Annotated in this window: 21 protein-coding genes; 13 read left to right on the top strand and 8 right to left on the bottom strand. The window is 41.8% G+C overall.

Annotated features, from left to right (window positions below):
- Window positions 1–109: 109 nt before the first annotated feature.
- The gene (locus CLI64_RS18480; protein ID WP_103138578.1) at window positions 110–322 is read right to left on the bottom strand and encodes a photosystem I reaction center subunit IV; all 213 of its coding nucleotides are present in this window, start codon (window positions 320–322) and stop codon (window positions 110–112) included.
- A gap of 300 nt (window positions 323–622) precedes the next feature.
- A complete protein-coding gene (locus tag CLI64_RS18475) occupies window positions 623–1207 on the bottom strand; it encodes a PAP/fibrillin family protein (protein ID WP_103138577.1) in 585 nt (194 codons plus the stop codon).
- 242 nt (window positions 1208–1449) lie between these two features.
- Here CLI64_RS18475 and CLI64_RS18470 point away from each other — a divergent pair, with 242 nt between their 5' ends.
- From CLI64_RS18470 to CLI64_RS18460, 3 genes are all read left to right on the top strand, one after another.
- Entirely contained in the window at window positions 1450–1686 is a 237-nt protein-coding gene (locus tag CLI64_RS18470) for a DUF3134 domain-containing protein (RefSeq protein ID WP_103138576.1), read from the top strand.
- A gap of 79 nt (window positions 1687–1765) precedes the next feature.
- The gene (mraY, locus tag CLI64_RS18465; RefSeq protein ID WP_103138575.1) at window positions 1766–2869 is read left to right on the top strand and encodes a phospho-N-acetylmuramoyl-pentapeptide-transferase; all 1104 of its coding nucleotides are present in this window, start codon (window positions 1766–1768) and stop codon (window positions 2867–2869) included.
- A 253-nt stretch (window positions 2870–3122) separates the two neighbouring features.
- Window positions 3123–3551 carry a COG3650 family protein gene (locus tag CLI64_RS18460; RefSeq protein WP_103138574.1) on the top strand — a complete coding sequence of 143 codons (429 nt, stop codon included), beginning with the start codon at window positions 3123–3125 and terminating at the stop codon, window positions 3549–3551.
- A 125-nt stretch (window positions 3552–3676) separates the two neighbouring features.
- Here CLI64_RS18460 and CLI64_RS18455 read toward each other — a convergent pair whose 3' ends face one another.
- The 5 genes from CLI64_RS18455 to CLI64_RS18435 all read right to left on the bottom strand — a co-directional run bounded on the left by CLI64_RS18455 (window position 3677) and on the right by CLI64_RS18435 (window position 7815).
- On the bottom strand, window positions 3677–4180 hold the full coding sequence (locus tag CLI64_RS18455; RefSeq protein WP_103138573.1) for a molybdenum cofactor biosynthesis protein B: 504 nt from the start codon (window positions 4178–4180) through the stop codon (window positions 3677–3679).
- A 130-nt stretch (window positions 4181–4310) separates the two neighbouring features.
- Window positions 4311–5429, bottom strand: coding sequence for a hypothetical protein (locus CLI64_RS18450; RefSeq protein ID WP_103138572.1), 1119 nt, complete (start codon window positions 5427–5429; stop codon window positions 4311–4313).
- Between the two features lie 128 nt (window positions 5430–5557).
- Window positions 5558–5893: a photosystem II reaction center protein Psb28 gene (psb28, locus tag CLI64_RS18445; RefSeq protein ID WP_103138571.1), complete on the bottom strand. Its 336-nt coding sequence runs from the start codon at window positions 5891–5893 to the stop codon at window positions 5558–5560.
- A 180-nt stretch (window positions 5894–6073) separates the two neighbouring features.
- On the bottom strand, window positions 6074–6538 hold the full coding sequence (dtd, locus tag CLI64_RS18440; protein ID WP_103138570.1) for a D-aminoacyl-tRNA deacylase: 465 nt from the start codon (window positions 6536–6538) through the stop codon (window positions 6074–6076).
- Between the two features lie 104 nt (window positions 6539–6642).
- Entirely contained in the window at window positions 6643–7815 is a 1173-nt protein-coding gene (locus CLI64_RS18435) for a GTP-binding protein (protein WP_103138569.1), read from the bottom strand.
- Between the two features lie 206 nt (window positions 7816–8021).
- On the opposite strand from CLI64_RS18435, the gene cysS reads away from it, so the two are divergent.
- From cysS to CLI64_RS18420, 3 genes are all read left to right on the top strand, one after another.
- The gene (gene cysS / locus CLI64_RS18430) at window positions 8022–9515 is read left to right on the top strand and encodes a cysteine--tRNA ligase (RefSeq protein WP_103138568.1); all 1494 of its coding nucleotides are present in this window, start codon (window positions 8022–8024) and stop codon (window positions 9513–9515) included.
- A gap of 161 nt (window positions 9516–9676) precedes the next feature.
- Complete coding sequence (locus CLI64_RS18425) at window positions 9677–11116, top strand: TldD/PmbA family protein (RefSeq protein ID WP_103138567.1); 1440 nt, start codon at window positions 9677–9679, stop codon at window positions 11114–11116.
- A 244-nt stretch (window positions 11117–11360) separates the two neighbouring features.
- Window positions 11361–12704 carry a TldD/PmbA family protein gene (locus tag CLI64_RS18420; RefSeq protein ID WP_103138566.1) on the top strand — a complete coding sequence of 448 codons (1344 nt, stop codon included), beginning with the start codon at window positions 11361–11363 and terminating at the stop codon, window positions 12702–12704.
- A gap of 252 nt (window positions 12705–12956) precedes the next feature.
- Here the strand turns inward: CLI64_RS18420 and CLI64_RS18415 are convergent, their stop codons facing one another.
- Window positions 12957–13856, bottom strand: coding sequence for an all3515 family Zur-repressed PEP-CTERM protein (locus CLI64_RS18415; RefSeq protein WP_103138565.1), 900 nt, complete (start codon window positions 13854–13856; stop codon window positions 12957–12959).
- Between the two features lie 356 nt (window positions 13857–14212).
- Between CLI64_RS18415 and CLI64_RS18410 the strand changes: the two genes are divergently transcribed.
- From CLI64_RS18410 to CLI64_RS18380, 7 genes are all read left to right on the top strand, one after another.
- Complete coding sequence (locus CLI64_RS18410; RefSeq protein WP_103138564.1) at window positions 14213–15184, top strand: GTP-binding protein; 972 nt, start codon at window positions 14213–14215, stop codon at window positions 15182–15184.
- A 135-nt stretch (window positions 15185–15319) separates the two neighbouring features.
- Window positions 15320–16381: a WD40 repeat domain-containing protein gene (locus CLI64_RS18405; protein ID WP_103138563.1), complete on the top strand. Its 1062-nt coding sequence runs from the start codon at window positions 15320–15322 to the stop codon at window positions 16379–16381.
- 573 nt (window positions 16382–16954) lie between these two features.
- Window positions 16955–17944, top strand: coding sequence for a metal ABC transporter solute-binding protein, Zn/Mn family (locus CLI64_RS18400; RefSeq protein WP_103138562.1), 990 nt, complete (start codon window positions 16955–16957; stop codon window positions 17942–17944).
- Window positions 17945–18333: 389 nt separating this feature from the next.
- Window positions 18334–19116 (top strand): glucose 1-dehydrogenase, encoded by a 783-nt coding sequence (locus tag CLI64_RS18395; protein ID WP_103138561.1) that lies wholly within the window; start codon window positions 18334–18336, stop codon window positions 19114–19116.
- A 196-nt stretch (window positions 19117–19312) separates the two neighbouring features.
- A complete protein-coding gene (locus CLI64_RS18390) occupies window positions 19313–21964 on the top strand; it encodes a glucosidase (protein WP_103138560.1) in 2652 nt (883 codons plus the stop codon).
- A 67-nt stretch (window positions 21965–22031) separates the two neighbouring features.
- Window positions 22032–22856 carry an MIP/aquaporin family protein gene (locus CLI64_RS18385; protein WP_103138559.1) on the top strand — a complete coding sequence of 275 codons (825 nt, stop codon included), beginning with the start codon at window positions 22032–22034 and terminating at the stop codon, window positions 22854–22856.
- Window positions 22857–23148: 292 nt separating this feature from the next.
- Complete coding sequence (locus tag CLI64_RS18380; protein ID WP_103138558.1) at window positions 23149–24714, top strand: GMC oxidoreductase; 1566 nt, start codon at window positions 23149–23151, stop codon at window positions 24712–24714.
- The last annotated feature ends 66 nt before the right edge of the window (window positions 24715–24780 follow it).

Genomic DNA, 24780 nt, shown 5'->3' with positions numbered 1-24780 from the left:
AAGAATGAAATAATTATAATTTGCTTATAATTTTCATACTCCAGTATCTATACATCACCCTTCACTTCATCATCCCATTAAATAAATCCTTTCAGACTTGGCTGCTTAGTTATTTTTTGGCTTTAGCTGGGGGTGGTGCGACCTCTACGAGTTCGTCAACAGCGAAGTTGTTGGTGTTGATACCGGAGTAATTCACCTTCTCAAAGCGGACAATTACAGGGTATTTGATGCCGCTTTGGTCTACAGAAGCCACAGTGCCTACTTCTTGAAACCAGTAGGATTCGGGGCGAAGAATACGAACTTTAGAACCACGTTGTACCATGATTATTTTCCCTTTTAGTTATGAATCGCCATTTATGTAGGGCTAATTGATTTCACTCTACAACTTGAAGGTCGTTACTAGAGGTTTTGTTAAGTTATTTATCTGATTTGGTAATAGTCAATAGTCATTAGTCAATAGTCATTAGTATTTTTCTCCCAGTCCCCAATCCCCAATCAACCGATCTCTACCTCCAGTTACTTTTATGTCCAACCTTGCCAACCTAGTATGGGGTCATGCCCTACTTGACAAAGTGGCAACAATAAAATAAGTTCGTTCGCAAACACATTTTTAAGGAAAATCTTATGTTTTGCTCAAAACAAACACGCTACCCTCGTTACCCCTGCCAATCCGTAGATTCTCGTCGATGTAGGTGATATCTAACCAACCCTGTTGTGTTTCGCTGTTGATAGGTACATCTAAAGCCGTAAATTTTTTACCCGCAACAATTTGTTGGATCAAATTCTCTGGGGAAGTGTATCCTATTAATCGTTGTAAACCAACGATAGAACGCTGGAATTTTACTTGGACGCGCCGTTCAGAAACTGGCTCAAATTTAGCCGCAACACTGACTAATCCTTCGAGATAAGGTAAGCCATAGATTTCGGCAATATTGTAAACACTGCTGGTTTCTACCCGAATACACTGATAAATTTGTCCAAGTTTATATATCGGTAGGCGATCTATGTTCAAGAGAGCCTTGCTAGTGGTATAAAGTAAACGCCAATTGCCTTCTAGCAGGTTGGCAGCCTCTACAGGACGCGGTGTAGGATTTAGGTCTTCTAAGGTGGCGATCGCAGCTAAGATAGCCTGCTTTTGCGGTTCACTAGCTAGTAAACCCCGATTTGTCCCGGCGATCGCATTTAATAGAGCGGCTTTTTTCACCATCACCTATCCCTCAATAACTATCAGAATTCAAGCCTTATTATTTCGATGTTAATCCCTATGTATGACTCCAGAAAAAATACTCACAATCAATTGTTAATTGCTTTATCACTATTAAATAAAATATTTTTGTTAGCTTGCGGATTTATTCATCCCATAGTTGAAGAAATAACTAAATTATTGCGTATCAAGTGATAGACTTCTTAATGTCTAGTTACATAAGCTTTTTTGCCTATTAAATCGATATGTTGAATTCTCCCCTACGTGAAGAACCCCGAAATCAGCGTGCTGCTGTCATCCCTCTAAAGCAAGAATCTTCTTTATTAGATTGGCTACAAGCTAACGGACGCATTATCGCTAGGGATGTCCACGAACCTGATTTTCAAGATGAAGAAGAAGAAATTTCCGAATTTCTGGGCGGAGATGATGGCATTGATTACCTTGATGATGATGACGACGATATCACTCTAGATGAAGATTAATCTTTTAAAAGACTGATATTTTTCCGAAAACTTATGCAGTTAAGCAGTTTTATTTAGTGTGGAGTGAAGGGAAGGTTTTGTGGACGCTAAATTATCTCCAAACCAAGGATTGAATTTTTCTGGCATCGGTCTAGCTTCTGGTTTAGCCACTGGACTAGGAATAGCAGCCGTAACTTTAGATTGGCTGGCAAACAGAACCCCCTGGCAGGGTATGTCTCTCACCTTGCCTTTGTTAGTGTCTGCCGTCATGTCAGCAGTGGTAGGTTACTTTGTAGTTCCTATGCTACAAAAACTGAAAGCTGGGCAAATTATCCGTGAAGATGGCCCACAAGCCCACTTAAAGAAAGCGGGTACACCAACTATGGGAGGAATCTTCTTCATCCCTGTAGCGGTGATTGTCGCTTGTGTTTGGTCTAATTTTGCTCCCCAAGTGCTTGCCGTCTCTGCTTTAACTCTTAGCTATGGTTTAATTGGCTGGATTGACGACTGGCAAATTCTCCGCCGCAAATCTAATAAAGGTATCTCACCTCGGATGAAACTGATGTTGCAAATCGGTTTTGCGGTTGCCTTTTGTGTCTGGCTGATGTTTAATCAACCCGCTAATATTACAAGTATTGCTTTACCTTGGGTGAGTTTTGCCCTACCTTTAGGATTCTTATTTTGGCCTTTAGCCGGTTTCGTGCTGGTAGCAGAGAGTAATGCTACTAACTTAACTGATGGTATTGACGGTTTAGCCGGTGGTACAGTTGCGATCGCCTTGTTAGCATTAGGTGCGATAGCTGCCCCTAATTCCCCAGAATTAATGGTTTTCTGTGCAGCCTTGAGTGGTAGCTGTTTAGGCTTTTTGGCACACAACCGCAACCCCGCCCGCGTATTCATGGGAGACACAGGTTCTCTAGCTTTGGGTGGTGCTTTAGCCGCCGTAGGATTGTTAACTAACACTTTAGTAGCCTTATTTATCCTCAGTGGCATCTTCTTTGTAGAAACCCTATCTGTGATGGCACAGGTAACTTATTACAAAGCCACAAAAGGCCCCGATGGCAAAGGCAAGCGTTTATTTAAAATGGCTCCTTTACATCATCACTTAGAATTATCTGGTTGGTCAGAATTACAAGTAGTTGGTGTTTTCTACATCATCGCCGCAATTTTAGCGACAATTTGTATAGCGATCGCTCCTTTTTAAAGCTTTTTAAATAACCATAAATATTAACCCCGCTTTCTAGAGGAAGGTGGGGTTATTCTGTTTGGGGATTGGGGACTGGGGATTGGGGACTAGGGAATTGGGCATTGGGCATTGGAGACAAGGTAGACAAGTAGCAAAAACTAGTGACTAATGACTAATGACTAATGACTAATGACTAATGACTATTGACTAACTTATTCAGAAATTATCTGTCAGCAAATTGAATATATTTATAGAGTTATTCAATGCAAATATGAAACGATTAATTGCACCTATATTATTAATGGGGATTAGTGCCAACTTATTAGCAAGCACTCCCAGCAATGCCAACAATAGTAACTTGTTAGTTGCTCAGGCTAACAATCGAAATCGTGTTACAGAAGAGTTTATTGTCAGTGGAACAGAGCCATTTTGGAGTGTGACAGTTAGTAAAAAAGGTATTACTTATTCCACTCCAGAATCTCGCCAAAGTTTTCCCTATGTCGCGCCTTTACAAGCATCAGGTCGTCCTGTAGATGTAGTCAGAGTTTATCGATTAAGAGGTAAAAACAACTTAACTAATACTCTGGTAATCAAAAAGGTAGCATCCTGTAGTGATGGAATGTCTGATATCAAGTATCCCTACTCAGCTATCTATATTAGTGGCAACACTGTATTAGAAGGTTGCGCTAGACCAAAATAACTTAAAGGCAGAGGTGCAGGGGGCAGGGAGCAGGGGGAAAAATTACGATGTCTTCTCGCAGAAATTGGATAATTTATTTTCTGGAAGTCCCTAGATAAAGTCAAAATTTAGAAGTTCCTTACTCCCTATTGTCTTATTTGACTAACTAAATGGGTGATTTCTGGCAAAATTAGCTTTTCCATACCTAAGCGCACAGCATTGCTAGAACCAGGTAGGGAAAATATGATTTTATCTTGATAAACACCGGCAACTGCACGAGAAGCGATCGCGCGTGAACCAATTTCTTGATAACTTAAGAATCTAAACAACTCCCCAAATCCTGGTAGGGTTTTTTCTAACAATTTTTCAATGGCATCATAGGTAGTATCTCTAGGTGCGATCCCCGTACCACCATTGAAAATTACAGCATCGAGATTTGCTTTTTTACTGAGTAATTCTATCTGCTGTTGAATTTGCGCTGGTTCATCGGGAATGATGGTGTATGCTCCTACAGTATGGTCAGCATCGATGAGTAATTGCTGGATAATTTGACCGCTTTTATCTGTGTCTGGGGTGCGTGTATCACTGACAGTCACAACTGCACAAGTTACAGTCATTCCTGGTGTATTGGGGTGAGGTTGTCTTGTCATAACAAAATTAGGGACTTCCAGAAAATAAATTATCCAATTTACTTAGTTGATATTTCTTGTATCTCCCCTGCTCCCTGCCCCCTGCCCCCTGCCTACATAGTGATAGGATATTTTTTAAGTTAGAATTCCCTTACTGCTTGCGGCGTACGTAGCTAATTCCATCTAGCCAAATGGCACTTTTGGGATCTTTGGGATCAGTAATTAAAATGCGGCGTTCTTGTGAACCATCGTCATAAGTAATATTTAGGGTTAACCCTTGTATCCGATAGCGACCGCGTTGATTGGGTACGATGTTGCTGGTAACGACCGATGAATCCCCAAATTCGGACTGTCCACCTGCACCTCGACCGCGCACGACTCGGCCATCTGGTGAAAAACGATAGTCTTGCCAAACTGCAACAGATTGACTACCTCCAATTGCAACCGTCCCTGTACCAGAAAGTGAGCGAAACAAGCCATCGAGTTTGAAGTTATCTGGTAATTTGCCATAGGTTGTTTGAAAAGGTAAGTTTTCCCAGCCGTCTTTGGTAGCGATTTGAAGTTTTCCGCCCTGATTTCGCCAACGAGTCCAGTCTTTGGGGTTTGCACGCTTGTGGGCTGTCAAACCACCATTGAAAGACAATCCTTCAACGTCGGTCAGCACTTCTCCATTGCGAAACAGAACAATAGGATAAATATCGAGAGCCACAAAACCACCAATACCTATTTTGGGTCGAGTATTGAAGCCGAAACTATGGATTTGAGCCACGGTTTGTGAGTTTACACCAGAGGGTGCGATCGCATTCCTCGAAGCTGGTGGTTTAACGGTTTCCTGACGGTTTTGGGGTGGGTTGCTTACTGGGGCTAAAATTTCGGGTGATATCTTGGCAAACTGTGCTTCGGGTAGCCCGGAAAGTGACAACGCCGCCTGACAAGTGTCAATACTATTACTTTGTTCTTCAACTTTGTTAGTAATGATAGCTAACGCCTGTTCGAGTTGACGCTTTTCGGTGGGATGACGCTCAAAGTCACTCAAGCGCGCTCTAATCTGAGCTACACCATTGGTTTTTTCCCACACAGCAATTTTGCCTGCATCATCAGGCTTAAATCCCCCACGCTGTTCACATTTCGCGGCAAAATAATCAAACGTCATCACCGTCAGCGCAGCTCGCATAAAAGGTTGACTGGTAATGTCGATATCTCGCGCGGAGGCACTCTGCATTGCTACCATTGAAGCAACTAGAGTAACTGCAACAGGATTTACTCGCATATTCAAGTTTTTCTCCCTTAAAACTTTCACCGCTAACCCTTGGGGATTTAGCGGTGATATAGATTGTGGTGTTTATTCGATTGAAAGTACAGTAAATATATTTAGGGACTAACTAAAAATTTGACCACTTAGGACTTACTAAATCCTAAATCATTTTCTTCGGCGTATCGCTCCATAAAGCGCATAAAGCGATCCCATTCTTCGCTAGATTTCATCAAATAAACAGCTTCTAAGCTTTCTGGTTTACCGTTGATGAACTTAGCTTTTACCTCACGAGTAATCAGTTCTCCCTCTTCATCAATTAAGTACATCCCAGTAATATCTTCAGTAGTAGCTTGGTCTAAAATCTTGGGATTATTAAAAATAAACGTTGCTGTACCAGTGTCACCACTGCGCGATCGCGTCAACCGTACATCTGGAATTACGTCTTCGTCAAGTCCCCTGGAAAACTGGATTTTCGCCATGATGAATGAATTTAAAGTTTTGTAATCATTAGTTTAATATTGTCTCATTATTTGGTGGGAATTGAATACTGGGGATTGGGGACTGGGGATTGGGGACTGGGGAAGAGGAGAAAAGGTAGACAAGGTAGACAAGGGAGGAGAAAAACTAATGACTAATGACTAATGACTAATGACTAATAACTATTGACCATTGACCATTGACTCTTTCTCCAAGATCAAAGTTACTGGCCCATCATTTTCAACACTCACTTGCATCATTGCGCCGAATTTGCCTGTTTCTACTAGCAAGCCACTAGTTCTTAACTTCGCTACAAAACTGTTATACAGTTCTTCGGCTTGGGATGGGTTGGCTGAACGGTCAAAGGAGGGACGGCGACCTTTGCGACAGTCGCCGTAGAGGGTAAATTGGCTCACTACTAATAAATCACCACCAATTTCTTGTACGGATTTTTGCCACCTGTCACCGTCTTCTGTATTAGGAAATAGCCGTAGTTCTAGACATTTACGCGCCATCCAATCAAGTTCTACATCTGTGTCTGTGTCAGCAATACCTACGAGTAAATTCAAGCCTCGGCCAATTTTGCCAATGGTTTCACCATCTACAGTCACTTGAGACGATTTCACTCGCTGGACAATTACACGCATAATAGTGATCTTTCTTCTAACATGAGCCATTAGTCATTTTATTAATCACCAATAACTAATGACTAATGACCAATGACTAATGACTATTGACTATTGACTAACAACTATTTCCCAAAACCTTTACCTCTGTTGGTGGAAGGTAGACAAAGACAGTTTTCTAATTGAGAAAGTAAGGTTTCCTTGTCTAAATTTTGACCAATCAGCACTAATTGATTTTTGGGTTCGCCTTTCCAGTCATCATCATCTAAGGTGAAACGCTTACCGCACAGGTGAAAAATGTGACGTTTGGGACTCTCATCAAACCACATGATCCCCTTGGCGCGGAAGATATTTGTTGGTAACTGGTTATCTAGAAAATATTGGAATTTACGGATAGATAAAGGCTGATCACTTTGGAAGGATATGGAAGTAAAACCATCATTTTCTAAGTGGTTTGAATGATGATGGTGGTGGTCGTGGTCGTGATGGTCGTGACCGCAGTTTGAATGGTCATGGTCATGGTCGTGATGGTCGTGACCGCAGTTTGAATGGTCATGGTCATGGTCGTGATGGTCATGACCGCAGGTTGAATGATCATGGTCATGATCATGATGGTCGTGAGCATGCTCATCAACTGTGTCAAAATATTTGTCAGATTCAAACAGTCCCACACTCAGGATTAAAGGTAAAGAAACTTGCGATCGCGTTGTTCTTAAAATCCTCGCTCCTTCTTTGACTTCGTTGATTTTTCTTTCTAATTCCTCTAATGTAGCTTCATCAACTAAATCTGCTTTGTTCAAAATAATCACATCACCGTAGGCAATTTGACTGTAAGCAGCTTGGGAGTTAAATAAATCTAAACTGTAATTGGCTGCATCTACGACAGTAATAATTGAATCTAGCCGAGTTAAATCCCGTAATTCTGTACCCAAAAAAGTTAAAGCTACTGGTAGAGGATCAGCTAGTCCTGTAGTTTCGACAACTAAATAATCTAGCTTTTCTTCCCGTTCTAAAACTTTATATACGGCATCAACTAAATCATTATTAATAGTGCAGCAAATACAACCGTTACTCAGTTCCACCATGTTCTCATCAGTGGAAACAATTAACTCGTTATCGATGCCGATTTCCCCAAATTCATTGACTAAAACGGCGGTTTTTAAACCCTGTTGATTGCTGAGGATATGGTTAAGTAAGGTGGTTTTACCACTACCAAGAAATCCAGTAATAATTGTTACTGGCATTCCTTGCTTGGGAGCGTCCATTGGTTGAGAATTGGTTGTAACTGCTGATTGCATAAGACTGTAATCAAAAAATTGGAAACTTTGAGAAAAGTTAAAAATGCTAGTAACGTCAAAAGTATTAAGAGTTAAATTTCCACCCTTGGCACTGTTTTAAATGGTCGTTGTATTTCTGCCGTGATGTACTAGCATAGGGATGCTGGATAATTATTTTTGTTGTTTTATCCTATTATCGCGTATCTCTATTTCAAAGTTACTGTGTTATGACCCTAACTATTTACAATACTCTCACACGTCGTCAAGAACCGTTTGAAACCGTAGAACCAGGCAAAGTTAAGATGTATTGCTGCGGTGTCACAGTTTATGACTACTGCCATTTGGGTCATGCACGTTCCTATATTGTGTGGGATACAATTCGCCGTTATTTAATCTGGCGTGGCTTTGCCGTCGCCTATATCCAGAATTTTACGGATATCGATGATAAAATTCTTAACCGAGCTAAAGAACAAGGTTCAACAATGGAAGCGGTATCTAACCGCTTTATTGATGCCTATTTTGAAGACATCCGGCGTTTAAATGTCATGGACGCGGATGAGTATCCCCGCGTGACTGAGCATATTCCCGAAATTCATCAACTGATTCAAATTCTCGAAGAAAAAGGTCTAGCCTACGCCGTTGGTGGTGATGTTTATTACCGTGTGGAAAAATTTCCTGCTTATGGCAAACTTTCCGGTAGAGAACTAGAGCAAATGCAAGCAGGTGCTAGCGGTCGGCTAGATGCAGAAGAATCAGAAGCGAAAAAGCAACACCCCTTTGATTTTGCTTTGTGGAAGGGAGCAAAACCTGGTGAACCTGCGTGGAGTTCACCGTGGGGTGAAGGTCGTCCAGGATGGCACATTGAATGCTCGGCGATGATTCGCTCTAGATTAGGAGAGACAATCGATATTCATGGCGGTGGTGGTGATTTAATTTTTCCCCACCATGAAAACGAAATTGCTCAGTCAGAAGCTGCTATTAATAAACCACTGGCGCGTTACTGGACACATAACGGCATGGTGATGGTGAATGGACAGAAAATGTCAAAGTCCCTGGGTAATTTCATCACCATTCGCGAATTATTAGATGGGACGGGAAATTGGCATGGTGAACCAGTCAACGCAATGGCGGTCAGATTATTTGTTTTACAGGCACACTACCGCAAACCCTTAGATTTTACTGAAGAAGCGATCGCCACTGCGGAAAATAGCTGGAAAACCCTCAAGGAAGGCTTACTTTTTGGTTCACAATACGGTGAGCAACTGGGATGGGGTGAACAAGCAGGGGAGCAGGGGAGCAGGGGAGCAGGGGGGAATTTGATGATTCCCGAACTCGTTACCCGTTTTCAAGAACTAGGGGATGATGACTTTAACTTCTCCGGTGGTTTAGCGGTGTTATTTGAACTAGCCAAAGAACTCCGCCGAGAAGGCAATATTTTGGTGCATGAAGGAAAAACCAAAACTCCCTCCGATGAACTTCACCGCCAATGGTACACCCTAATTACCTTGGCTAAAGTTTTGGGTTTGGAAGCAACACCAGATGAGGAAACCATAACAAAAGATGGTTTAACTGATGCCGACATTGAGGCTCTAATTCAGCAAAGACAAGACGCACGAAAAGCCAAAAACTTTGCCGAAAGCGATCGCATCCGCAACGAATTACAAGCTCAAGGTATAACTTTAATTGATAGCCCACAAGGTACACGTTGGCATAGAAATTAGGGAATGGGGACTGGGGATTGGGGAATGGGGACTGGGGATTGGGGACAAGGTAGACAAGGTAGACAAGGTAGAATTTATTTCTCTCTTAGCATTACTCAGCACCGGCTAAACGCCGCGCTACCGCTAACATTACTCAGCACTCACTACTTACTAAAATCATTATGTGGTCTGAACTTACGAAAGCGATCGCTAGTTTTAAAATACCTGCTGATTGGATCGGTATCCGAGTTGTCAAGGAGACGGCTGCTAACCATTATGTCCGTGATGGTTTGCCGCAAGCTAACGGCAAATCTACGACAATGGGCGCAATGCTAGAGGTTTTAGTTAATGGCTGTCTGGGTTACGCCGCAACTAATTCTCTGGAGTTACCATCTTTACAAGCGGCGGCGGAAATAGCGTATAAACAAGCACTTGCTGCTAGTGAATGGTGGATTTATCCTTTCCGAGTTACGGAACGTCCCAAAGTTGTGGGTGAATATAACTCGCCATTTTTACAACCCCTGGATGCTTTATGTCCAGGAGAAATTAATGATTTGCTGGTGCGGATTTGTCACACTCTGAAAATAAACGACAACATTGTCCAAACTTCAGCTAACGTCAACACCAATCAAAAAGAGAGTTGGTTTGTCAGCAGTAATGGTTCTGAGGTATATCAAAAGTTTATTTCTTTGGGAACTAATTATGGAGCGATCGCTCAAGATGGGGCAATAGTCCAACAACGCAGCAATAACGGTTGGCAAGCACACTGTTATCAAGGCGGAATGGAACTGTTACACCGAGAGAATTTATGGCGACAGGTGCAGCAAATTGGCGAACAAGCGATAGAACTGTTAACCGCCGCAGAATGTCCTACCACTCGCACCAATTTAGTATTAGCCCCCGACCAAATGATGTTACAAATTCATGAAAGTGTCGGACATCCCCTAGAACTTGACCGCATTTTAGGAGATGAGCGAAACTACGCCGGCGGTAGTTTTGTCAAGACCAGTGATTTCGGTACACTAGTCTACGGCTCACCCTTGATGAATATTACCTTTGACCCCACCGTCGAGGGTGAATACGCTAGCTACGGCTTTGATGACACAGGCGTAGTGGCTACACGGGAATATTTAATCAAAGATGGCGTATTACAACGGGGTTTAGGTAGTTTAGAAAGTCAAGCTAGAGCAGGTGTTCCAGGAGTCGCCTGTGCGCGCGCATCCTCCTGGAATCGCGCTCCTATCGACCGTATGGCTAACCTGAATTTAGAGCCAGGTAACGCCAGTTTTGACGAGATCATTAGTAATATCGAACACGGCGTTTACATGGAATCTAACCGTTCTTGGTCAATCGATGATCGCCGTTATAAATTTCAATTTGGCTGTGAGTATGCCAAATTAATCGAAAATGGTAAACTTACCAAAACTCTCCGTAATCCTAACTACCGAGCCACAACCCCAGAGTTTTGGCACAGCTTAATCCAAGTTGGTAATGATTCCAACTGGGAAATGTACGGCACACCTTTTTGTGGAAAAGGCGAACCCAACCAAGCAATTTGGGTGGGACACGGCTCACCAGTGTGTGTATTTGCTGATGTCGAAGTTTTTGGCGGAGGAAGTTAGCAGGAGTGCTGAGTGGTGGGTGGTGAGTGCTGAGTAATGAGTAATGAGTAATAAGTAATAAGTAATAAGTGGTGACTAATGACTAATGACTAATGACTAATGACTAATGAGTTTTGTTAGGGGTAGCGCGACGTTTAGTCGGTGTTGAGTGTTGATAGAGAAATAAATTCTACCTTGTCCCCCTTGTTCCCCTTGTCTACCTTCCCCAGTCCCCAGTCCCCAATCCCTAATCCCCAGTCCCAATATGAAACAAGAAATATCCCATTTAGAAGCAAGTTTTAATCAAATATTAGAAACTCTATTGGCTAAAAAAGCAGAAAATGAGGAATTTACGATCAAATTGAACTGTGAACGCAGTCAATTTACTCGCTTAAATCATGCTAAAGTTCGGCAAACTGGTTATGTGGCTGATGGCTGGGTAGAATTAACCCTAATGACCAATCAGCGCAGCAGTTTTCGTCAATTTCCCTTTACTGGTAACTGGGAAACTGACTGGCAAGTAGCATATCATGCGTTACTAGAACTCAGGGATGAATTGCCTGTATTACCTGTTGATCCCTATTTGGTTTTACCATCAGGAAATAATATCAGTCATGAGGTTAATATAGGTAATTTATTGTCAGCAGATATATTAGTTGCCAATATTTTAGAAGAAGTTAAAGAATTAGATTTTACTGGTATATATGCTGGGGGAATTGTTATTAGAGCCTATGGGGATTCTAGTGGACAAAAACATTGGTTTGCTACTGATTCTTTTACGTTAGACTATTCTTTATTTATTGAATCTGGACAAGCGGTTAAAGGGATATTTGCTGGTAGTAATTGGGATGCAACAGCCTATGCTGCTAAAATTAGCGAAGGTAAAAAACAACTGAAATTACTATCTAGTACACCGAAGGAATTACCAAGGGGACAATACAAAACTTACTTTGCACCTGCGGCTGTCGCTGATTTATTAAGTATGCTCTCATGGGGGGCTGTAAGTGAAGCAGATATCCAACAAGGAAACAGTGCTTTAGCAGTTTTATCGCGTCAAGAAAAAGAATTATCTCCTTTATTTAATTTAAAAGAAAATTTTCAACGAGGATTAGTACCGCGATTTAATGAATTGGGAGAAATTGCTGACCTTGAAACCCCAATCATTAGTAATGGTATTTTAATCAATACTTTGATTAATTCTCGCACTGCAAAAGAATATGAAAAAATCGCTAACGGTGCTAATAGTTCCGAAACTTTACGTGCGCCAGAAATTAGTCCAGGTAATTTAGAATATGACCAAATTTTGCCTAGTTTAGATACAGGCTTGTATGTATCGAATTTGCATTACTTGAACTGGAGCGATCGCCCTACGGGTAGAATTACAGGTATGACTCGTTATGCTTGTTTTTGGGTGGAAAACGGGGAAATTGTCGCACCTATAGAAAACCTACGCTTTGATGAAAGCCTCTATCGCTTCTGGGGAGAGAATTTAATTGACTTTACCAACTTCCAAGAACTCATTCCTGAAGTCGGTACTTATGAAAGTCGTCAACTAGGCGGAAGTTTAGTTCCAGGAATGTTAGTCAATGATTTTACTTATACCTTGTAATTAAATAGTGTTTTCACAACCTTTGAAATTAACGTTTAACGCCATATTAATTGTATTGCTGTCTACATTAGCAATACGGTAGAAACTAGCTAAATGTTTTAGATAATTAGCAGCCGACTCTCGACCACTTGGGTGGCGGATAAATTGTAGATTTTGGAATGGTAGGGGCGGGTTCTGAGAAAAATTAACGTTGGCAAAACAGATATGTTTTTAAACCCGCCCTTACTTTAGATTTAATCCAAAAACTAAAATCTAAAATTCGCTGGAGTCAACAGTCCGTTTTTTAAGATGGGACACAGACAAAGCCAATAAACCCGCTAGTCCCAAAGCAATAGTTGTGGAAGGTTCTGATACTTTTTCAACTCGAAAATCAAAGCTAAATGTCCCAGATTCTTGATAGTTATTACTTAAATCCACCAACTTAAATGTTGCTGAATATTTGCCCGGCGTTGCTGTTTTTTGTGTCCAGAATGTGGGAGTAAAGGAAAAATCATCACCACCACCAAGGGTATAAATATCACCTATTGACTGGAGAATATTGTCCCCAGATTCATTAGCAATATTCAAACCACTACTGATTTCTACCAACTGTAAACCAATTGTTGCACCAGTCAAAGGCGATCGCCAACGACCACGAGAACTATTAAACAAATATTGATCAACTGCTTCTGTCGCATCGGCTAAGGAGGTGATAGATGCAACGTTGAGATTGCTATATTCTGCGTGGGTGTCAGCACTCACCAAGCGACCAGCATAAATTCCTGTCCCTGGTAACAATTGCAGTGGTAAAATTCCTGTGTAAGTTTCAGGAATTCTATTGTTCGCATTAGTTGAATTCACACTTGGGCTATCTACAGTACCCAAGTAACTATAAGAACCTATTCCATGAAAATGACTACTAGCTGCATTCTCTTCTCGGTGGGCAAATAAGAAGGTTAAACGATTGTAGTTGGGGTTATTTAATCCTGTATACGTGCCACTTGCTAGCACTTGTAAACTATCTAAACCAACGTAAAATTCAGTATCATCGCTATGAATCCCATCAGCTTTGGCTGGTGAGATATCCATTGATAAAACTAATGGTGCAGCCAAAAATAAGCCCACAGCAAGAGAAGCTTGCTTGCGCCAGCCGCTAGTGTATTTTGAAACCACTGGGTTTCTCCATTAAAGTATAATTTTTGCTAGTGATAACGATTATCATTTTATCGACTTGCTTGTCAATGAAGAATTTGTTAAAAAGTAGAAGCCTGTACCAATTTTGGATTTTAGATTTTGGATTTTAGATTAAAAGCCTAGATTCTTAGGCTATTCCAAAACTCCGAAACAATACTACCTATCTCAATTTGGTATTATTGGCTAATTGTGAATATTTATGAATATAGATAAATCTAGAAACAAAACATAGTAGTAGTTAGCGTGAGCAATAATGGCAAATCCACGCAAAAATCTGAAAAGATTTATCATGGTGATAATGATTATCCATAAGGTGAGATAAGAGGTTTAAAAATATGGTGGCGGAAGTAATCACCAATTCAGTTCCTGTGACTGTTTTAACTGGCTATTTAGGAGCAGGAAAAACAACTTTACTTAATCACATCCTCACCTACGAACACGGCAAAAAAGTAGCTGTGATCGTCAATGAATTTGGGGAAGTAGGTATTGATAATCAATTAGTTATTAATGCCGATGAGGAAATATTTGAAATGAATAATGGCTGTATTTGTTGTACAGTCAGAGGTGATTTAATCCGCATTATTGGTAATTTAATGAAGCGGCGGGATAAATTTGACCATTTAGTGATAGAAACCACAGGATTAGCTGACCCTGCACCAGTAATTCAGACATTTTTTGTAGATGAAGATATGCAAGGTCAAATGTCATTAGATGCCGTAGTGACAGTAGTGGATGCTAAACACATTTGGCAACATTGGGATGCAGATGAAGCCCAAGAACAGATTGCCTTTGCCGATGTCATTTTACTTAATAAAACAGATTTAGTTGCAGCAGCAGAATTAGATGAATTAGAAAAGCGGATTCGCGATATGAATGCGATCGCTAAAATTTATCGCACGCGCAACTCCGAATTATCAATGGATGCCTTATTAGGTGTCAAAGCCTTTGATTTAAGCCGCGCCTTAGAAATAGATCCCAATTTCTTAGGAGAAGATGCCCACGAACACGACGAGACTGTTTTTTCCGTCGCCTTAGTGCAGGATGGGGAAATTGATGGGGAAAAATTAAACGCTTGGCTATCACAACTATTGCAGACTAAAGGGCCAGACATCTTCCGCATGAAAGGCATATTAAATATTGCTGGGGAAGATAATAGATTTGTCTTTCAAGGTGTGCATATGCTATTTGATGGTAGACCTGATAGACCGTGGAAAGCCGACGAAAAACGCAAAAACGAACTAGTTTTCATCGGTCGCAACCTTGATGAAGCACAATTAAAACAAGATTTTCTAGCTTGCTTTATTTAGTTTGGGCATAGGGAATGGGACATAGGGCATTGGGCATAGAAGTAAAATCTCCCTTGTCTACCTTGTCTTGCTTATTTCCCGATTCCCGATTCCCCAATCCCCAGTCCCCAGTCCCCATTCCCAATTCCCCAATTTATGAACACAACAACCAGCAAATCTAAAGAATTTGAAGAACATTATTCAGGGACATTAGCAGATTATGTCACTGCGATCGCTTGGTCGCCAAAGGGTGATAGTCTGGCTGCTACTTCGGCGGCTGGGGAAGTGGTAATTTGGCGAGATGGTGAATTGACAACTTTGCAAACTAGTCATGGTCAATCAGTCGATTGTGTGGCTTTCTCTAGGGATGGTCAATTTCTGGCTGTGGGTGGACAAGATGGCCGGGTGAAGATTTGGCGCGGACAAGAATTAATCGCTACCCTGGAAAATGCGCCGGCTTGGGTAGATAAATTAGCTTGGAATCATGTAAATAACCAGTTGGCTTTCAGTTTAGGGCGTTATGTGCAAGTTTGGGATGCTGAGACTAGTGAAGTAGTCGCAACTGTAAATTTTGCTGACTCTTCCGCTTTGAGTATTGATTGGCGCGTTGATGGGGAATATCTCGCCATTGGGGGAAATCAAGGCGTTAAAATTTGGCACGCCCAAAACTGGGATGAAGAACCATATATTCTGAGTATGCCGACTGTTAGCGTGGCGATGGGTTGGTCTACTGATGGTAAATTCGTTGCTTCCGGTAATATGGATCGCAGTGTCACCGTTTTAGAGTGGAATAACCCCGATCCTTGGGTAATGCGTGGCTTTCCTGGGAAAATTCGCCAAATTGCTTGGTCAGAAATTAAGACGAAAATCGGCGCGCCATTATTAGCTACTTCCAGCGTCGAAGGAATCGTGGTTTGGGAAAAGCTAGAGGATGAAAACTTGGGCTGGGAAGCGCGAGTTTTAACTAATCATGTGGGTGTGATCAATGCGATCGCTTTTGCACCGAATAGCTTATTACTTGCATCTGCGGCTACAGATGGTTGGTTGTGCTTGTGGAACAAAGCCAAACAAGTCTCCCAAATTCTCACAGGCGTTACTGATGGGTTTTCTACCTTAGCTTGGCATCCCCAAGGTAAATTTTTAGCCGCAGGTGGCGATCAAGGCGAAATCCTCATTTGGTCAAAAGTTTTACGCGGTCAAGGTTTTGGTCGTGGTTAAGTGATGTTAGCGGTAGCGCGGCGTTGAGCAGCGTGCTGAGTGATAAGTGGTGAGTTAGGAGTTAGGAGTGCTGTTAGCGGTAGCGGGGCGTTTAGCCGGTGTTTAGTAATCAGTTCTTTAATTTTGAATTTTGAATTTTGTAGCTTGCTTCCCGTAGGGTATTTTGAATTGATTTGATTTCTGTTATACCATTTCACGAAAAATCTGATACAGATGTAAACCCTAAAATCCTTGCTACATCTAAGTTTTTTAATTGCGAATTGCGAATTGCGAATTGTGAATTGGTATTAGTGGTAGCGCGGCGTTTAGTCGGTGCTGAGTTAGTTGAAGCTAGCTGATAAAATTGGCTATGCTGTAGCAACAAGCAACGAGAGTATTAGTAAACATGAGACTACTGAAATTGATTTTATTAGCTCTGTAGATTTTTAATTGTTAAAATCTAAAAGTATTAGATCCCTAATTTCTACAAGAAGTTGGGGATCTTATTTTTCATGAATTGAATGGGGAAACAAGAAATAGGGAATAGGTAACAAACCTCTGTCCGTTCCCTTAACCAAAGATTGGTGATAGTTTATGTTAAAAAAAATAATCAAAAATACTACTTCTCGACTAGGATTATTGTGCTTGACAATTGCCTGCTTTGGTTGTGGAAATCAAGCGGTAAACACATCTTTTACCCAAACTTCCAGAACAGATAATGAAAACCTACCTCAAGTTGTAGCAACTACTAACGTACTCTGTGATTTAGTCAGGCAAGTTGCGGAAAATACCATTAATCTTATCTGTATAATACCTCCCAATACTAATGCCAAAAACTACCAACCGACACCAGAAGACCGTGCAGCGATCGCTCAAGCTAAATTAATCTTTTACAATGGCTACAACCTAGAACCACAATTAATTAAGACAATTAATAGTAGTGATAATAAATCTCTAAAAGTCGCTGTTAGTCAAATTGCAGTTCCTAAACCGCAAACATTTATAATTAACGGTCGTTCCGTGGTTAATCCTTACATTTGGCATAATCCTAAAAATGCCGTGAGAATGGTAGATGTTATTAATAACAATTTAAAAAAAATCTCTCCAAGTAACTCTGATATATATCAAGAAAATACTAAAAAACTCAAAAATGAAATTACTCAATTAGATAAATGGGTGAAATCTAGAATCGCCAGTATTCCCAAAGATAAACTAAGAGTAATTACAACTAATAATGCTATAGATTATTACACCAAAAATTATGGTATTCCTGCTGCCAGTTTCGGGACTGAAGCTCAAGCTACAGAGCAAAGAGTAAAGAATTTAGTGCGCTATATTCAAAAGTCAAAAGTACCTACTGTATTTGTAGAAAATAATGTCCAAACTAGGCTCATAGAATCAGTTGCCACAGATGCAAATGTCAAATTGTCAGAAAGGCAACTATATACTCAAGACTTAGGAGAAACGGGAAGTTATGCAGATACTTACCAAAATATGATAGCTGCTAATACTCGCACTATTGTAGAGGGCTTGGGCGGAACATACTTAATTTTCCCCCCGAAAATACAGCAATCTCAAAAGTAGTATTTCACGAGATTAATTTTGACAGGTTGCGGGTGTTCAGATCCCCGACTTTTTTAAAAAAGTCGGGGATCTATGACTTGTCATAATTTGTGTAGTGGGCTACTAGCCATAAGTTAAGGTAATTTCCTAGTCTCAACACTAATCAAAGACTAAACTTTCCTTATGCGAAAAACTCTGACTTCAGTATAGGGACAAAATTTTGTTGATTTTATAGAGTAAACCCATCTGGTAAGGATGATTATCTCAGAAACCCCTATCTTATAACGATTTTGGATTTTGGATTAAAAGCCTAAATTCGGGAATCAGGGTTTCAGACTTCAGTCCGTAAGTCCTAATTTTTACTTGGTGTTTAGCGAATTCCAACCAACGTTAGTATCAGAGGGACAGTTATGAAACTAGAAGGAAAAGTAGCGTTGGTTACAGGTAGTAGCCAAGGGATAGGACAGGCGATCGCAATTCGGTTGGCACAGGAAGGAGCAAGTATTGTAATTAATTACCGTTCTCACCCCGAAGGCGCGGAAGCAACCTTAGCCCAGGTGAAAGAAGCTGGCGGTAAATGTCACATGGTGGACGGTTTGACAATTCAAGCCGATACAGGAATCGTTACCGACGTACAGCGCATGATTGCTGATAGTATTGCTCACTTTGGTAAGTTGGATATTTTAGTAAACAATGCCGGTATCGAAAAGAACGCTAATTTTTGGGATGTGACGGAAAAAGATTATGATGCCGTCATGAACGTGAATCTCAAGGGCGTATTTTTTGCGACACAAGCATTTGTTAAACATTTGCTAGACACCAAGCAACCAGGCAAAATCATTAATATTAGTTCTGTACACCAAGAATTACCCTTTCCTCACTTTGCGGCTTACTGTGTGAGTAAAGGCGGCTTAAAAATGCTCACCCGTAACTTAGCCGTTGAACTAGCTCCTTATGGGATTACGATTAACAATGTTGCACCAGGGGCAATTGAAACACCCATTAATACCAAACTTTTAAACGATCCTGAAAAGTTGGGCGCACTTTTAAAGAACATTCCCTTGGGACGATTAGGGCAACCAAAAGATGTAGCTTCCATTGTGGCATTTTTAGCTTCTGCCGATTCGGATTATGTCACAGGCACAACATTCTTCGTAGATGGTGGCTTGCTTTGGAATTATCAGGAACAGTGAAGAGGAAGGGGGCAGGGGGCAGGGGAGCAGGGGGACAAGGTAGACAAGGTAGACAAGATTCCAATGCCCTATGCCCTATGCCCAATTCCCTATGCCCATTTTGCAGGTTTATTAGCCAGTGTTAATAACTCATTAATGGAGTTCTCAGACTGATCGGCGAGTATTAATTATTCTCCAAGAAGAATTTTGAATTGTTATGACTCCAGAAGAAATCAGATTACGGTTAGATCAAGAACGTGTCGCCTACTGGAAACGCTGGGGGCCTTATTTGAGCGATCGCCAGTGGGGTACGGTACGGGAAGATTATAGTGATAATGGGACGGCTTGGGATTATTTTCCCCATGATCAGGCGCGATCGCGTGTTTATCGTTGGGGGGAAGATGGAATTGCAGGCATTTCTGATAGTCGTCAGCGTTTGTGTTTTGCGATCGCCCTGTGGAATGGTAATGATGCGATTCTCAAGGAACGCCTGTTTGGACTGACGGGGACAGAAGGCAATCACGGTGAGGATGTTAAAGAATATTACTTCTATCTTGACAATACGCCTACCCATTCCTACATGAAATGCTTATATAAATATCCCCAACAGGCATTTCCCTATACGCAATTGGTGCAGGAAAATCAACGCCGCAGCAAGTATGAGCCGGAATTTGAGTTACTAGACACGGGTATTTTTGCCGATAACCGTTATTTTGATGTGTTCGTTGAGTATGCCAAAGCCACACCGGAAGATATTTTAATTCAAATAGCGATCGCTAATCGTAGTTCCCAATCTCACAGTCTTCATCTTTTACCGACACTCTGGTTTCGCAATCTTTGGGCTTGGAATCCTGAAGTTGAAAAGCCTTTTATAAAGGTGGTGCAGTCAGACAGCAACTTCAGTTTAATCGAAGCTAATCATTCAACCTTGGGGACTCGCTGGTTGTATTGCCAAGGAGATGCCGAACTCCTATTTACTGATAATGAAACTAACTACGAACGCCTGTTTGGCTTGGAAAATGGTTCACCCTATGTCAAAGATGGCATAAATGAATATGTAGTTAATGGCAAAACCACAGCCGTCAATCCCAACCGCATCGGTACAAAGTTTGCGGCGCATTATCAATTAGACATCGCACCAGGGGAAACTAAAATTGTACGTCTGCGTTTGAGTGATGTGCAGACATTGACTGATCCCTTCGGCGCATATTTTGACACCACTTTCCAAACACGCATTGCTGAAGCGGATGAGTTTTACCATCGCATTTGCCCTTTTCCCATATCAGAGGATGAGCGCAACATTCAGCGACAGGCTTTTGCTGGATTACTCTGGAGTAAGCAATATTATCACTATGTCGTCCATAATTGGTTAAATGGCGACCCTGGACAACCTCCACCACCAGCCACCAGGAAAACCGGACGTAACCATGAATGGATTTCGTTATTTAGTGAAGATATTCTTTCCATGCCCGATAAATGGGAATATCCTTGGTTTGCTGCTTGGGATTTAGCCTTTCATCTGATTCCTTTAGCTGTCATCGATCCAGATTTTGCCAAGCTGCAATTAGACCGGTTGACAAGGGAATGGTATATGCAGCCTAATGGACAGATGCCTGCTTATGAATGGGCTTTTAGTGATGTTAATCCACCTGTGCAAGCTTGGGCAGCCTTGCGGGTTTATGAAATTGAGCAGAAGATTTATCAAAGAAGCGATCGCGCTTTTTTACAAAAAGTCTTTCACAAGTTATTGCTGAATTTCACTTGGTGGGTAAATCGCAAAGATGTAGAGGGTAAAAACGTCTTTCAGGGCGGATTTTTGGGACTAGATAATATTGGAGTATTTGATAGGAGCAAAGAACTACCCACAGGCGGACATCTTAACCAAGCCGACGGCACAAGTTGGATGGGAATGTACTGTTTAAATATGTTAGCGATCGCCTTGGAACTTGCCAAGGAGGATGCTAGCTATGAAGATATTGCTAGCAAATTCTTTGAACATTTCCTCTATATTGCCGATGCCATTGATGGTATTGGGAATGCAGATATTTCGCTTTGGAATGAGGAAGACGGGTTTTATTATGATGCCTTACATTTACCCGATGGCAGGCAACTACCTCTGAAAGTGCGCTCAATGGTGGGGTTAATTCCTCTCTATGCCGTTAACGTGTTGGAACTAGCCACATTAGAAAGGTTTCCCGGCTTTAAACGCCGTATGATGTGGTTTATCCGCAACCGTCCCGACTTAAAAAATAACGTCGCCTGTATGGAAACACCGGGGGTAGGGGCAAGAAGATTATTGGCGATCGCCTATCGGAGTAAACTGCAACGTATCCTGCAAAGAATGTTAGACGAGAACGAATTCCTAAGTCCCTACGGAATTCGCGCAGTCTCTAAGTATCATCTTGAACATCCATATATATTACACGAAGGGCAGAACGATTACTGTGTCCGCTACGAACCTGCCGAATCGACTACCAGTTTATTTGGTGGCAATTCCAACTGGCGGGGGCCGATTTGGTTTCCCGTCAACTACTTAATTATAGAAGCTCTGTGGAAATTTTATGACTACTTTGGGGATGAATTGCAAGTAGAATTTCCCACAGGTTCAGGGCAACAAATGACACTTAAACAAGTAGCGATCGCCCTATCTAATCGCCTCATTGCCATTTTTCAACAGGATACAACCGGTCGTCGTCCAGTGTATGGCGGTCAAGAAACCTTACAATCCGACCCCCATTGGCGCAACTATGTCTTATTCTACGAATACTTTCACGGCGATAACGGTGCAGGAATTGGGGCTAGTCATCAAACAGGTTGGACAGGATTAGTTGCAGCCATGATTCTGCAAAATGCTGAACACAAAGCATAGATTTAGACATCTATATTCTTACCTTACACCCCTACACCCTTACACCCCTAAACCCCTATCTTGAATCATGGAAACATTCAGAAAACACCTGCCGGAATACTTAATGGAAGCGGCAGAACTGGGGATATTTATGATTGCGGCTGGCGTGTTTACCTGCATATTTGAATATCCCGGTTCTCCCATTCATCAAGCAATTCCTAATGGTGATATGCGGCGGTTTTTAACTGGTGTAGTCATGGGTTTAACTGCAATTTCCCTGATTTATTCCCCTTGGGGTAAACAATCAGGCGCACATATGAATCCCGCCGTCACCCTCACTTTCTATCGTTTAGGAAAAGTCAAACGACAAGACGCTATTTTCTACATCCTGTTTCAATGCTTGGGTGGATTGTTGGGTATTTATCTAGTGGCAATTTTGTTCCGTCAAGTATTCACTAAACCACCCATAAACTACATTGTCACCGTACCAGGGACACTAGGTTGGATTGCAGCCCTATTCAGTGAAATCATCATTGCCTTTGTCATGATGATGACAGTCTTGGTAGTTAGCAATAATCAGAAACTCAATCGCTTTACAGGATTATTTGCCGGGTTCCTGGTGGTATTGTACGTTTTTTTTGCCGCTCCCATCTCTGGCTTTGGCATGAACCCAGCCCGCAGCCTAGCCTCAGCCTTACCCGCCCAAATTTGGACAGCATTTTGGCTATATGTCATCGTCCCACCTTTAGGGATGTTACTAGCATCAGAAGTATACAAATATCTGTTTGGCAACCGCACCGTCAAATGTGCCAAATTACACCATGACAATCATAAACGCTGTATTTTTCGCTGTAACTACAACCGTAACGGCACAATCAACTTAAGCGACAGCCTACCCATGTCAAGAGAATAAGGGACTAGGAAATATCCTATCACTGTGTGGGCAGGGGGGCAGGGAGCAGGGGGAAAACAAGAAAATTATTTCTTAAACCTTACCAATTTTGGATTAAAAACCCAAATTCATAGCTTATTCCAGAATCAAGAAACAACACTACCCATCCCAATAATCTTCTGCGCCTTTCTTTGCGTCTACCCTTCGGGAACGGCTTCGCCGAATGCGCCTACCGCAAGCGGTTCCGCGTTAGCGGTATGCGTGAGCTTTCTCCTTCCCGCAACCCCAAAATATCCAAGAGGCCTAAACAACCATGACAACCAACACACATTATGACGTAATTATCATCGGAACTGGTGCAGGTGGCGGCACGTTAGCCTATCACCTCGCCCCCAGTGGCAAAAAGATTTTAATCTTAGAACGAGGGAAATTTTTACCCAGAGAAAAAGAAAACTGGAGTGCCTTAGAAGTTTATCAACTAGAGCGATATCACACTCAAGAAAATTGGTACGATGTCAACGATAAACCTTTCCGTCCAGGAATGAATTATTGGGTGGGAGGTAACACCAAAGTTTATGGTGCAGCTTTACTGCGATTACGGGAACGCGATTTTGAGGAAGTAAAACACAAAGATGGTATTTCTCCCGCATGGCCTTTAAAATATCCAGATTTTGAAGCTTATTACACTCAAGCCGAGCAGCTTTACGATGTTCACGGTCAAGATGGTCTTGATCCTACCGAGCCACCCCGCAGTTTACCTTATCCCTATCCCCCAGTAAACCATGAACCGCGAATGCAGGAATTAGTCAATAGTCTCAAGCATGAGGCGGGATTAAGTCCTTTTCATCTCCCCTTGGGCTTAAAACTCAACGAAGTAGATAAAACTTTGGGGAACTGTATTCGATGTAATACTTGCGATGGTTTCCCCTGCTTAACTCAAGGTAAAGCTGATGCTGAAGTTAATTGCATCCAAAATATCCGCTATCAGCCCAATATCACTTTACTCACCGACACTAAAGTCACGCGTTTACATACTAGCCCTTCTGGGCGAGAAGTGAGCAAGGTTGAAGCTGAAGTTAATGGGGAAACCCAATTTTTTACAGGCGATATTGTGGTAGTGGCTTGTGGTGCAATTAACTCCGCCGCCTTATTGCTGCATTCTGCTAATGACCAACATCCCCAAGGATTAGCCAACAGTTCTGATCAGGTGGGGCGTAACTTGATGAAGCATATTTGCACCGCAATGGTGCAACTCAATACAAAACTTAACCTTTCGGTATATCAAAAAACCATCGCCATTAGTGATTTTTACTGGGGCGAACCTGATTTTCCCTACCCGATGGGTTTAGTACAAAATACGGGCAATGTTCTAGCAGATATGCTCCCTGCTGAAGTTCCTAGCCTACTAGCCCCACTATTAAGACTCAGACCAGAAGCAGAATTGAGAACCATTGCTGATCATACCGTCGGTTGGTGGTTGCAGACAGAAGATTTACCACACCCGCAAAATCGAGTGCGAGTCAAAGAGAATAAAGTTTATTTAGAGTATCAAATCAACAACCGCGAAGCAAGCGATCGCCTGACTCAACGCTGGGTAAATGTCCTCAAACAAGTTGATCGAGCAGAACATTGTGTTCCCTTTAGTTTATACCCCCGCAACCTCATGCCCCTCCAGTCTGTAGGTCATCAATGCGGAACTTGTCGCTTTGGGGAAGATCCCGCAACATCGGTACTGGATTTAAATTGCCGTACCCATGACATTGATAATCTCTATGTTGTCGATAGCAGTTTCTTTCCTTCTAGTGCGGCTGTGAATCCCACACTGACTATTATTGCTAATTCATTGCGGGTAGGCGACCATTTGTTAGCTAGATTATAGGGGAGTGATGAGTGATGAGTGCTGAGTGCTGAGTAATGAGTAATGAGTAATGAGTAATGAGTGAAG

Origin of the sequence: Nostoc sp. CENA543 (genome assembly GCF_002896875.1) — a bacterium.
GTDB lineage: Bacteria > Cyanobacteriota > Cyanobacteriia > Cyanobacteriales > Nostocaceae > Trichormus.
This window is presented reverse-complemented; position numbering and strand designations above follow the sequence as displayed.